The following is a 12111-nucleotide window of genomic DNA, read 5'->3' on the forward strand; positions in this document are numbered from 1 at the left end:
GTGGGCGGCGCGGGCGCCGAGGACTCGGATCCGGGCGCGGAACCGGGTAACACGGACTCCAGCGGAGCCGAACCCGGCGAGACAGATCCGGGCGGCCGTAACTGGCGCCGGACCGCGATCAAACTTCTCCAGTGGGCCCTCGCGGTCGGCGCGTTCTGGTACGTGGCGAGGGGCGTCGACTGGGCGGCGACGACCGCGGAACTCGTCACGCTCTCCCCGCTCGTCGTCGTCGGTATCCTCGCGATCACCGTCCTGGAGTTCGGGTCGCGCTTCTCGATGTGGTACGCGCTGTTGAACGGGCGCGAGCCGACGCCGCTGGCCACGACCGCGCGGATAGACCTGGTGATCAAGTTCATCAACCACGTGATCCCGTCGAAAGCCTCCGGTCACTCGGTGGCGCCGCTCGTCCTGCGTTACTACACGGACGTCGACTGGACGGAGGCGGTGAGCATCTCCGGGCTCAACACGGGGCTGTACGCCGCGCTGTACGGGCTGACGGCGCTGGCGGGGCTGGCCGTCTTCGCGACGCGACTCGGGAGCGGGTGGCTGCTCGTCATCCTGCTGTCGACGGGGATCTACCTCGTCGCGGGCGCGCTCGTCCTGCTCGCCGGCCGCCGGATGGACGTGGCCGGCCGCCTCGCGAGTCGGCTCGGCGGCCTCCTCAGTCGCGTCCCGAAGGTCGGTGACCGACTCGAAGGCGTCGCGGGCGCGCTCCCGACGTTCACGGCGGACTCGGCGAGCGTCTTCCGGCGGCTGTCGACGAAACCGTCGGTCGTCGTCCCGTACGCGCTCGGGTGGGCCGGGAACCTGATGATCTTTCCGGCGCTCCGGGTGTGGCTCCTGCTCACCGCGCTCGGCGGGGAGTTCTCACCCGCGATCCTCCTGCCGGTCGTGCTCGTGATGGCCTACAGCGTGACGGTCCTGCCGCTGACGCCCGGCGGCGTCGGCGTCGCCGAGGCGTCGGCGACCGCCGTGTTCGTCAGTCTGGGCGTCGCGCCGGAGCTCGCGCCCGTGGTTATCCTCGTCGACCGCACGTTCGGCGTCTACCTCCCCGCCGTCATCGGGTGGCTGCCGGCGGCAAACGTCGACCTCGCCGATATCCTCGCGCGGCGCGACGAGGGGTGATCGGGGGCGAAACCCGGGGACGTGTGGGGGGACTGTCCGCGCGAACGAAACGTATTTCCGGCCGCCTCGCGGGCATCCGGTAATGACGCGGACGTTCGTGGTCGGGCTCGACGGCGCGAGCTGGCTCCTGACCGAGCCGTGGATCGACGACGGCCTCCTTCCCAACCTCGCGGAGCTCCGCGAGACCGGGTCCTACGCCACGAGTCGGAGCTGTCTCCCGCCCGTGACCTACCCGAACTGGAAGTGCTACGCGTCGGGCAAGAACCCCGGCAAACACAGCGTCTTCTGGTGGGAACGCATCGACCTCGCAGACGAACGCATCGACATCATGAGCGGCAGCGACTACAAGACCGCCGAGCTGTGGGACTACCTCAACGCCGACGACCAGCGCGCCGCCGTCGTCAACATGCCCTCGATGTATCCGCCCCGCGAGATCGACGACTACGTCGTCTCCGGCGGCCCGGACGCCGTCGAGGGCGAGTACCGCTCGCTCGACACCGGCTACACCCACCCGCCCGAGTTCGAACGGGAGCTCGCCGACCGCTACGACTACCAGGTCCACCCCGACCCCCTCCTCTCTTCGAACGAGGAACGCGGCGCCGAAGTCGACGAGATCCTCCGCCTGTTCGAACTCCGCCTCGAGGTCGCCCGCGACCTGTTCCTCGAGGAGGATCTGGAGTTCACGCACGTCACCCTGTTCTACCTGAACGTCCTCCACCACTTCTTCTGGGACGACGAACCGACGAAGCGAGCGTGGCAACTCGTCGACGAGTGGCTCGGCGAACTCGCCGAACTGGAGGACACGAACCTCGTAGTGATGTCGGACCACGGCGCCGCCGCCACCACCACCGAGTTCTACATCAACGAGTGGCTCGCCGAGAACGGCTACCTCACGCGCGCCAGCGGCGTCGAGGACTACTTCCAGCGGGTCGGACTCACGCGCGAGAACGCGCTGAGCGTCGCTAAACGGTTCGGGCTCGTGGAGTTCCTCGCGAAGACCGTCCCCGAGAGCGTGCAGGAACTCGTCCCCCAGAGCGCCGGCGCCAAGCGCGAGCGCAAGATGGAACTCATCGTTCCACAGGAGACGAAGGCGCTCGCCAGCGGGCAGGGACCGATCTACATCAACCCCCAGTTCGACGTGGAGGCGGTCCGCGAACACCTCATCTCGGACCTCGAAGACGTCACGGACGAGCACGGCGAGCCGCTCTTCACGGGCGTCCACCGCGCCGAGGAGGTGTACGACGGCCCCTACCTCGACATCGGGCCGGACGTGGTGCTGGACCAGCGACCCGGCGTCCACGTCAACGACGGCATGGGCGGGTCGGAGATCCAGACGAAGCCCGACCGCTGGGCCGCCGAGAACACGCCGACGGGCATCTTCGTCGCGAACGGCCCCGACTTCCGGAACAGGGGCGAGATCCCGGAGATCGACATCCGGGACATCGCGCCGACGATCCTCGCGAACCACGGCGTCGACGTGCCGACGGACGTCGACGGTGAGGTACTCGATATCTTCGTCGACGACCCCGACGTGGGAACGCAGGAGCCCATCGACCACGAGGAGGCGGGCACCGGCGGCCCCTCGGACGAGGTCGCGGACCGACTCACCGAACTCGGATACATGGAGTAGCGGGCGAGACAGTCCGGCGGAGTCCCCGAAGTGATAGGCAACCAGCCCGTAGGATCGAGCGTCCGATGTCTCTCCGTTCGCTGCTCGATCTGCCCGTCGAGATGGGCTGGCGCCACGTCCTGTTCGCCAACTGGCCGGTCGACCCCGCGGTCGTCCGGGCCCACCTCCCCGAGTCGCTGACCGTCGACACGCACGGCGGGCGGGCGTGGCTCTCTGTCGTCCCGTTCACCAACGTCGCGGTCCGCCCGAACGGCGTCCCCGAGTGGGCCGGCTTCCGACTCCCCGAGTTGAATCTGCGGACGTACGTCAGCCACGAGGGCGAACGCGAGCGATCCGACGGTGACGCCGGACCGACCGACAACGGGCCCGCCGCCGACCGCGGCGTCTACTTCTTCAGCCTCGACGCCGACGGGGTCCTCGGCGTCACCGGCGCGCGCGTGTTCCACCACCTTCCCTACTACTTCGCGAGCATGTCGATGACGGGCGACGGCTCCCGGATCGCATTCGAGAGCGAGCGCTGGCACCCCGGCGCGCGGCCCTGTGACTTCGACGCGCGCTACGGGCCCGCGGGCGACCGGTTCCGGTTCGAACCGGGGACGCTCGACGAGTTCCTCACCGAGCGGTACCGCTACTACACCGAGACGCCCGGCGGGGAGTTGCGATACGCGCAGATCCGTCACCGCCCGTGGCCGCTGTACGAGGCGTCCGTCGAGTTCGGCGAGAACGAAGTCTTCGAGACCAACGGGTTCGCGACGCCCGAGAGCGACCCGGTCTTCCGCTACAGTCCCGGCGTCGACGTGACCGCTTCGGGGAGCCGGCGGGCGGAGAAGCCGGGGTCGGACCGCTAACGAGCCCGGAGCCGAACCGAACACAAAGCATTTGCCGCGGTGGCCGGATTTTCGGCAGTGATGCCCTCCATGATACCCTTGCAGGCCGGTGAGGCGGCGTTCGTCCTCCTGTTCGGCCTGCTCCTGTTCGCAATCGGGATCGCACTGATCGTCTGGACGTACAACGACGCCCAGAAGAACAGCAGTCACCCCGCGTTCCTCTGGGCCATCGTCGTCTTTCTCGCTCCGCTGCTGGGACTGGTGCTGTACTTCCTGCTCGGGCGCGACCAGACGTACTGACCGGCGACCCGACCGCTACCGGTGGCGCCGTCGCCCGACGCGCTGGAGTATCTCCCGGTATCGTCGCTGGGCGGCCTCGAAGCTGTACTCCGTCTCGATCAGGTCACGCCCGGCGCGGCTGATCTCGGGGAGGTCCTCGCGGTCGAGGACGGCGAGCAGTTCCCGTCGGATGTCCTCCGGTTCCGTGCTCTCCATCAGAAATCCGGTCTCGCCGTCGCGGACCACGTCGGGAACCCCGGACACCGGCGTCGCGTAGACCGGTGTCCCGCAGGCCAGCGCCTCGAGGATCGAGGTCGGCAGCCCCTCCGTCGGCTCTGAGGGCAGGATGATGAGCCGCAGGCGGTTCAGTTCGGCGGGCACGTCGTCGTGGTCGACCCAGCCGCGCATCTCGACGGAGCCCGCCTCGATCTCCGCCGCGAGTTCCGTCTCCAGCCACTCCCGGAGGCCGCCGTCGCCGACGAACGAGAACGTCACGTCGTCGGGGAGCGACTTCGCTACTTCGGCGAGTTCGCGGACGTTCTTCTCCTCGTCGAGGCGGCCGAGGAAGCCGACCCGTCGGTCGCGGTCGTCGAAGGGCGTCACCACGTCGAACTCGTCGGTTCGGACGTAGCGAGCGCCGGTCGGGTACACGTCGGGCGCGTCGGGATCGACGTCCAGCTGCTCGGCCATCGACGGCGTGTACGTGACGACGCCGTGGGCGGCGGCGAAGCCCGCGCGTTCGAGCGCACGCACGAGACCGGCCAGCCCCCGGGCGACCGGCGACGGGAGCGCCTCCTCCCAGGCGATGCGGAGCGTCAGCGGTACGTCGCCGCGCGGTTCGACGAGGACCGTCTTCCCGATAGCACGAGCGAACAGGATCGGGAGCAGGTAGGACGTGGCACCGTAGAACAGGACGACGTCCTCGTCGCGGCCGGCGAGGACGCGACACATGCGGAGCTGATTCAGGAGGAATCGCGCGGCCGCGACCGGTACCGAGTCGCCGGCGCTCTTCCGCGTGAGTTCGACGAGTTCGTGTCGGTCGCGGATCTCGGAGTCGGCCGGCAGGTCGGCGGTCACGAGCGCGACGCCCGTGATCGCCGAGAGGATGTCGAGCAGACTCCGGGTCGCGTTCTCGCCGGCGGCCGCCAGCGGATGGGTGACGACGCACACGTCGGGCAGGTCCGCCATTACCGCTCTCTGGCTCCGGCGGCCGCTTAATCCTGCCGGGAGCGCTTCGACCGGCCCAGCCGACGGCCCTGCCGCCTCACCTCCACTTGACGATGCCGTAGAGGTAGCCGAGGCCGACGACGCCAGTCAGGAGGACGAGCCAGACGAGCTGTTTCGCCGCGGCCGCGTCGGGGTCCCGGACCAGCCCCCAGAGTCGCCCCGGGACGTACTCGCCGAGTATCTTCCCCAGGAAGTCCCCCTCCTCCTCGGCCGAACCGGGCACGAACTGCTGCATCCCGCGCTTGGAGTAGCCCTGCCAGAAGGCGCGGTCGAGGAGCCACTTCGGTTCCGTGCGGTAGGCGAACACCTTGTGGCCGACTCGCGCCTCGGGGACGTAGCGGACGCCCTGCCCGTACTCGACCGCCATCCGAGCACAGACTTCCGTCTCGCCGCCCTGGAGGTTCTTGTCCCCCTTTCGGCCGCCGATCTCGTCGTCGAACCCGCCCAGATCGAGGAACACCTCGCGCCTGAAGGAGATGTTCGAGCCGTTGGTGTTGCGGACCTCGGCGGGCACGTCTCTCCCCTCGCCGAACCCGCGATAGGTCGCGCCGATCAGGTAGTAGTGTTCCTCCGGGAGGAAGTCGGGCTTGCCGTCGACCCAGATCGGGTCCATCCGGCCGCCGGCGGCGATGGCGTCGTGGTCCTCGTAGGCATCGACGAGCCGAGCGATCCACTCGGGATGGGCGACGGCGTCGTCGTCGATGAACGCCACGACGTCGCCGCTGGCAGTCTCCGCGCCGTTGTTGCGGCTGACCAGCAGGCCACGGTTCTCGTCGTTGCAGTGAGTGACGACGTTCTCCCTGTCGCCGAAGTCGCGTTCGAACCGCTCCAGCACCTCGGGGTTTCCGTCGCTGACGAAGACGAGTTCCACGTCGTCGTGGGTCTGGTCGAGGACGCTCCGGGCGGCCTCGGTGACCGCGTCGTAGCGGTCCATCGTGTGCTCACACAGGACGACGGAGACGCGCATGTGCCGCGTATGGACTGGGGCCCGGGATAGGCTTTCCGTCTGACCGATATCCGCCTGCTGTCCCGAGCGAGGAGCCGACCGTAACGGGGCGTGAACCGCAGGACTGGAGGGGTATCCGTTGTCGCTTCGGGGTCGGATTTACGTCGATATGACAAGGCTTATGCGCGCGATGGGACTGGTTCCGTCCAATGAGTCAGTGGCGAGGCCGTATAGAAGACATCGAAGAACCCGAAGACGTCGTCGACGTGGTGGGGGACTACTACCACATCCCGGCGATCGTCGCCCTCCTCGGGTTCATGCTGTGGAGTCGGACCAGACACTGGAAACAGTTCCTGGTCGAAGGAACAGTCTACTTCAACGGGTTCGACCCGTGGTATCACTACCGGATGGTGAAATACACCGTCCTGAACTGGCCCGCGACGAGTCCGTTCGATCCCTGGACCCAGTTCCCGTACGGGACCCACTCGAGCCAGTTCGGGACCGTCATGGACCAGCTCGTCGCCACTGCCGCCCTCGTCGTCGGCCTCGGGAGTCCGACCGACCACACGATCCGACTGGTCGCCCTGTTCGCGCCCGCTGTCATCGGGACGCTCGTCGCGATCCCGGTCTACTTCATCGGCAAACGCATCGGCGGCAGGTTCGCCGGCGTCATCGCCGTCGCGACGCTCGCGTTCGTCGGCAGTACGTTCGCTCAGCGAGGGACCGTCGGATTCTACGACCACCACATCGCCGAGGCGCTCTTCCAGACTATCGCCGTCCTCACGACGATGGTCGCCGTCTCCGTCGCCGAGAAGGAGAAACCCGTCTGGGAGCTCTTCCGCGCACGCGACGTCGACGCGCTCCGACGCCCGGTCGGCTGGTCGCTCGTCGCCGGGACCACCATCGCGATCTACCTCTGGACGTGGGCGCCCGGTATCTTCCTCGTCGGTATCCTCGGTGTCTACTTCCTCGTCGAACTCTCCTCGGAGTACGCTCACGGCGAGAGCCCCGAACACGTCGCCATCGCCGGGGCGATCACCCTGTCGACGGCCGGCGTCCTGAGTCTGGCCGTGGTGGAGGAGATCGGTCTCAGTGCGACGAGCTACAACCTCGTTCAGCCGCTCCTGGCGTTCGCCGTCGCAGCGGGCTGTGTCTTCCTCGCGTGGTTCGCACGTGAGTGGGAGTCACGCGACCTGGCGAACGTCGGGTTCCCCGCCGCCGTCGCAGGTATCCTCGTTCTGGTGGCCGGTGGGATGGCCATCCTCTTGCCGGACTTCTGGGGATTCCTCGTCAACCAGGCCACCCGTGTCGTCGGCCTGTCCACCTCCGATACGGCCGGAACCGTCGGCGAGGCGCAGTCGATGCCGTTCGGACAGCTGTTCCCGCGATACCAGTTCACGCTGGTTATCGCCCTCGCTGGCGTCGCGTACATCGCTGCTCGCCTCTTCTACAAGCGGCCGCGAGCCGAACTGACGTTGCTCCCGATCTGGACAGTGTTCATGCTACTCGCGACGCTGACCCAGAGCCGCTTCGACTACTACTTCGCCGTCACCGTCGCCGTGATGACTGGCCTGATGGTCGGGCAGATGGCCAAGCTGGCGGGCCTCTCGAAGCCCGACACCGAGATCGAGACGTACCAGGTGCTCACGGTGCTCGCGGTCGTCCTGGTAGTGTTCGCTCCGCTCGTGTACCCGAGTGCGATCGCGTTGCAAGTGACCAACGGCCAGGGCGGCGCGGGCCCGTCCGCCACGGCGTGGAACGAGAGCCTCGGCTGGATGCAGGACAACTCGCCCGAGGAAGGGACCTACGGCGGCGCGGACAACGCCGAGGACGTCCCGTACTACGGAACCTTCGAACGGACGGACGACTTCGACTACCCGGAGGGGTACTACGGCGTCCTCTCGTGGTGGGACTACGGCCACTTCATCACGGTCATGGGTGAGCGGATACCGACGGCGAACCCCTTCCAGCAGGGCGCCAGCGAGGCCGCGAACTTCCTGCTCTCACAGGACGAGTCGGAGGCGAACGACGTTGTCGCCGGTCTGAGCGAAGACGACGCGGAGACGCGATTCGTCATGGTCGACTGGAAGATGACCGAGACCACGCAGTTCTACCAGCGATCCGGCGGCGGTTCGATCAACGTCGGCGGCAAGTACTTCGCCCCCTTCCAGTTCACCGACAAGAACATCAACCAGTCGGACTACTACACGGGAACGGGTGACTCTATCTTCTACCAGGCGGGTCAGCGTGGTGGGTACCAGTTCTTCAGGCTGCAGCACCAGCCCTACTACAACTCGACGGCCGTCCGACTGTACAACTTCCACGGGAGCGCCGTCGAGCCGCAACCGGTCGTCGTGGACTGGACCATCGAGAGCGTCCAGGGCAGTCAGATCCGACAGAGCAACGGAACGAGGCGGTTCGACACGATGGAGGAGGCCCGCGAGTACGTCTCCAACGACCCGACCTCGCAGATCGGTGGCATCGGCCAGTTCCCGGAGCAGCGTGTCCCGGCGATGGAACACTACCGGATGGTCGGCGGAAGTGAGTCCCGCTCGACGGACTCACAGCGCTACCTGCTCGGACTCCGAAAAGAAGCCGAGGGCGCGTACCAGACGTCGATCCGGTCGCCGGGCGTCGCGAGCTCGCTGCAGCCCAGTTCCAGCAACTGGGTGAAGGCGTTCGAGAAGGTCCCCGGCGCGACCATCGAGGGCGAGGGACCGGCCGACTCGACGGTCACGGCGGCCGTCCAGATGGAGGTCCCCTCGACGAACTCCACGTTCGTCTACCGCCAGCAGGCCGAGACCGGTTCGGACGGGACGTTCACGATGACGGTCCCGTACTCGACGACGGGCTACGACGAGTGGGGCACCGAAGAGGGGTACACCGACCCGACCGTGCGTGCGACCGACGGCTACCGGTTCCGTACCGACGTGAAGTCCAACGAGACCCACTCGTTCCGGTACGTCGGCACGACCAACGTCACCGAGGGACAGGTCATCGGCGAGGACGACAGTGCCGCAGAGGTCTCCCTGGAGAAGGGTCCTGCACTGTCGGACCAGGAGCCCAACCGCATCGAGACGAACTCGACGGAGGGCGACGAGACGACCACGGACGACTCGAGCGGAGACGAGACCACGGACGACTCGACCGCCACCCCGACGGATGACTCGACGCCGACCGGCGACTCGACAGCGACTCCGAGTGACGGTTCGACCAGCACCCCGACTGACGACTCGATGTCGACCGACGGTTCGAGCACGTCCACGGGGACTGCGACCGACGCGCCGAACGACGTCACACTGCCCGTTCCGTCGGCCGCCGGTCCCCTGACGGTCGTCGCGTTCACCGGCGCCGCGCTGTTCTCGCTCGTCGGGCTCTCTCGGCGCGACTGAGCGGTCACGCTCGCTCTTCGGTCCGTCCGACGGACGGTTTTCTTCGACCCGAGCCAGCCGCGTTCCATCCGTCAGTACTAACTACTGGCTCTGACTGCCGTATCCTATGACAGGAAGGTGTGGCGACGCTGCCGGAGACCGTCGTTCGACCGGTCCGACGGGTGATGCCGATGGCCGTTGACGGCGGTCTGCTCGCGGTGGACCTGTTGCTCGTCGCCTTCGCCGGCGGCGCCATCGGAGCGGCCGTCGGTGGCTACGCGGCGTACGGGCTCGCGGGCCTGACGATCACGATCGGCGAGATAGCCCGCGTCACGACCGACGGAGGTGGAACCTCGCTCGTCTCCGGATCGGCGGACCTGGGGACGGCCGGCGTCACGGGCCTCGTGGGCTATGGACCCGTTCTCGGCCCGCACGTTGCCTTCGCCGGCGCCGCCGCGGCCGCGGCCTTCGCCGGCCGCAAGGGCCACCTCGACACCGACTTCCCCTACCACGAGGCGAAACACCTCTCGACGCCGCTCGGTCCGCGCCCGGCCGCGCTCGCCGTCGGGGGTGTCTTCGGGATCCTGGGCTACTGGCTCGCCCAGCTCTCGCTCCGCCTCGCGCTCCCGTGGGACCCGGTCGCGGCCAGCGTCGTCGTCTCCGCGCTCCTCCACCGCGCCGTCTTCGGCTACTCGCTCGTCGGTCGACTCGACACGGACGTTCTCGACATGTCTCCCTACGAGGATGGCGACCGACGGATGGCCACCGACGGCGACGGCGAGGGCGCACAGTCGCTCGTCGGCCGGTACGTCGTCGAGCCGTGGCTCTCTTACCAGTCCGAGTGGGCGGTCGTGACGGTGCTCGGACTCGTCGTCGGCGTCTTCGGCGGCTTCCTGGCGGTCGCCACCGGGAGCTACTTCCTCGCCTTCGGTATCGCCGCGACCGGGATGCTGTTCCTGACCGCCGGCGTCGAGCGGTTCCCCGTCACTCACCACATGGCGCTCCCGGCCGGTATCGCGGCGCTCGCGGTCCCGAACGCGACGCCGGTCGTCGCCGTCCTGGTCGGCGGTGGCTTCGGAGTCCTCGGCGGAGTCCTCGGGGAACTCGCTCAGCGAGTCGCCTACGCCCACGCGGACACGCACTTCGACCCACCGTCCGCGTCCATCGTCCTGACCACGCTCCTCGTCGCCGTCCTCGACATCGCCGGCGTCTTTCAGCAGGCCGGCGTTCCCACGCTCGGTCTCGCCTGACCACCCCACTCACGTCCGGCGATCTGGCCGTTCCGATCCCCCGTATTCACAGCGTTTTTATACCGAACCCGGCATGTTACGATAGATGCTGCAGTGGTCTGTCGTCGACGCGGTCGGGGGAGCGTTGTCGACCGGGGTCGGGAGCGTGCGGGTAGTACACCCGCACTATCCGTTCGATTTCTCGACCGTCGGTGAGCCGCTGGTCGGCCTCCTCCAGTCGTCCGCGTCGGGCGACCTCGGTGCCATGTTCATGGCCGGATTCATCCTCCTCGTGCTCGGCCTCGGCGGCGTCGCAGCCTGGCACTCAGGGATCCCGTCGCTGCTCTCGCGTAGTCGGTCGAGCGACAGCGGGTCGTCCGCGAGCGCGACCGACCAGCCGGAGACGGCGGACCGTCCCCAGGAGCCAGGCGTCGAGGGAGACTCCGGGACCGAGACGGCAGAGCCCGCACAGCGAACGGACCAGGAGATCATCGTCGACATCCTCGAATCAAACGACGGGCGCATGAAACAGGCGAAGATCGTCGACCGGACGGGGTGGTCGAAGTCGAAAGTGAGCATGCTCCTCTCCGAGATGGAGGACGACGGCGACATCAGCAAACTCCGGGTCGGCCGCGAGAACATCATCAGCCTCAGCGGGAACGAGCCCGAGGCCGCCGGCTCGCCGTTCGACGACGAGTGAGTGTGCGACTGCGTGACGGAACGGGTGCGAAGCGCAACCGTTAAACCCGTATCCTCGCAAGGATTGAGTACGCACAGAGGGCGTATGCGCTCCGTTGGTGTAGTCCGGCCAATCATCTTGCCCTCTCACGGCAAGGACCAGGGTTCGAATCCCTGACGGAGCATTCTTCTGAGGAACGAAGTGACGAAGAAGGAAGCGCACGGAAGGGATTCGAGCCACGGCAGACCGACCGCAGGGAGGTCTGGCATCGGGTTCGAATCCCTGACGGAGCACTACCATCATTTTCCCCACGGGGTTTCCTCGCGAGCCTGCGGCTCGCGGGTCACTCCGGTCCCCGCTCGCCTTCGAGGCCTCGCTTCGCTCGGCCTCGCACTCGCTGCGGGAACCCCGCACGCAAAAACATGGGTGAAAACACCGTCAGAGCAAAGCTCTGACGAGCCCTCGTTCGCTCCGCTCACGAGAAAGGCCGGTCACTCCCTTCGGTCGTGACCGGTGAACCGCTCTCGCTTCACTCGCGCGGATGCTCAGTAGAGGAGACTCACTCAGCAAATTGAGTAGTGAGATGAGGCAGTACCGTCCTCCTGAAGCACAATATCTGCATCCCCGTAACAATGGTTCGTCCTGATGTTTACCTGCCCGCTTTCGTTACGTACGGTCCAGTGGATTTCAAAGGTCTCGATGCCATTGGGGGACGCTTCGTCGGTGTTGTAGACCTCTCGGTTTTCGCCGGGGCCAACTACATGACTCTGATTGTGAACGGTTTCGTCCGTCGCATTC

The 12111-nt window shown here is 67.3% G+C and carries 8 protein-coding genes, 1 tRNA gene and 1 pseudogene; 8 read left to right on the top strand and 2 right to left on the bottom strand.

The genetic code is table 11. The features are described 5' to 3' along the window. From D1409_RS05165 to D1409_RS05180, 4 genes are all read left to right on the top strand, one after another. Positions 1-1125 (top strand): lysylphosphatidylglycerol synthase transmembrane domain-containing protein, encoded by a 1125-nt coding sequence (locus tag D1409_RS05165; RefSeq protein ID WP_123534687.1) that lies wholly within the window; start codon positions 1-3, stop codon positions 1123-1125. Between the two features lie 82 nt (positions 1126-1207). Next, complete coding sequence (locus D1409_RS05170) at positions 1208-2755, top strand: alkaline phosphatase family protein (RefSeq protein ID WP_123534689.1); 1548 nt, start codon at positions 1208-1210, stop codon at positions 2753-2755. Between the two features lie 65 nt (positions 2756-2820). Beyond that, a complete protein-coding gene (locus D1409_RS05175; protein ID WP_206424967.1) occupies positions 2821-3603 on the top strand; it encodes a YqjF family protein in 783 nt (260 codons plus the stop codon). Positions 3604-3663: 60 nt separating this feature from the next. Next, positions 3664-3882, top strand: coding sequence for a PLDc N-terminal domain-containing protein (locus D1409_RS05180; protein WP_123534691.1), 219 nt, complete (start codon positions 3664-3666; stop codon positions 3880-3882). Between the two features lie 15 nt (positions 3883-3897). Here the strand turns inward: D1409_RS05180 and D1409_RS05185 are convergent, their stop codons facing one another. Together D1409_RS05185 and aglG are read right to left on the bottom strand one after the other, a co-directional pair. Further along, the gene (locus D1409_RS05185; RefSeq protein ID WP_123534693.1) at positions 3898-5049 is read right to left on the bottom strand and encodes a glycosyltransferase; all 1152 of its coding nucleotides are present in this window, start codon (positions 5047-5049) and stop codon (positions 3898-3900) included. Positions 5050-5125: 76 nt separating this feature from the next. Beyond that, positions 5126-6055: a glucosyl-dolichyl phosphate glucuronosyltransferase gene (aglG, locus tag D1409_RS05190; protein WP_123534695.1), complete on the bottom strand. Its 930-nt coding sequence runs from the start codon at positions 6053-6055 to the stop codon at positions 5126-5128. 188 nt (positions 6056-6243) lie between these two features. On the opposite strand from aglG, the gene D1409_RS05195 reads away from it, so the two are divergent. From D1409_RS05195 to D1409_RS05210, 4 genes and pseudogenes are all read left to right on the top strand, one after another. Further along, the gene (locus D1409_RS05195) at positions 6244-9426 is read left to right on the top strand and encodes an oligosaccharyl transferase, archaeosortase A system-associated (protein WP_123534697.1); all 3183 of its coding nucleotides are present in this window, start codon (positions 6244-6246) and stop codon (positions 9424-9426) included. 119 nt (positions 9427-9545) lie between these two features. After that, the gene (locus D1409_RS05200) at positions 9546-10655 is read left to right on the top strand and encodes a hypothetical protein (RefSeq protein ID WP_328587660.1); all 1110 of its coding nucleotides are present in this window, start codon (positions 9546-9548) and stop codon (positions 10653-10655) included. 361 nt (positions 10656-11016) lie between these two features. After that, positions 11017-11334: pseudogene (locus D1409_RS25805) on the top strand (helix-turn-helix transcriptional regulator); the annotation flags it as partial. An 88-nt stretch (positions 11335-11422) separates the two neighbouring features. After that, positions 11423-11497, top strand: a tRNA-Glu gene (locus D1409_RS05210). The last annotated feature ends 614 nt before the right edge of the window (positions 11498-12111 follow it).

The sequence above is a fragment of the Halosimplex salinum genome (genome assembly GCF_003730195.1).
Taxonomy (GTDB): Archaea; Halobacteriota; Halobacteria; order Halobacteriales; family Haloarculaceae; genus Halosimplex; species Halosimplex salinum.

What these genes read in the sequence shown, in the direction of transcription:
- D1409_RS05170 (WP_123534689.1), top strand. Translation starts at nt 1,208, where the DNA reads ATGACGCGGACGTTCGTGGTCGGGCTCGACGGCGCGAGCTGGCTCCTG.
- D1409_RS05175 (WP_206424967.1), top strand. Translation starts at nt 2,821, where the DNA reads ATGTCTCTCCGTTCGCTGCTCGATCTGCCCGTCGAGATGGGCTGGCGC.
- D1409_RS05180 (WP_123534691.1), top strand. Translation starts at nt 3,664, where the DNA reads ATGCCCTCCATGATACCCTTGCAGGCCGGTGAGGCGGCGTTCGTCCTC.
- D1409_RS05185 (WP_123534693.1), bottom strand. Translation starts at nt 5,049, where the DNA reads ATGGCGGACCTGCCCGACGTGTGCGTCGTCACCCATCCGCTGGCGGCC.
- aglG (WP_123534695.1), bottom strand. Translation starts at nt 6,055, where the DNA reads ATGCGCGTCTCCGTCGTCCTGTGTGAGCACACGATGGACCGCTACGAC.
- D1409_RS05195 (WP_123534697.1), top strand. Translation starts at nt 6,244, where the DNA reads ATGAGTCAGTGGCGAGGCCGTATAGAAGACATCGAAGAACCCGAAGAC.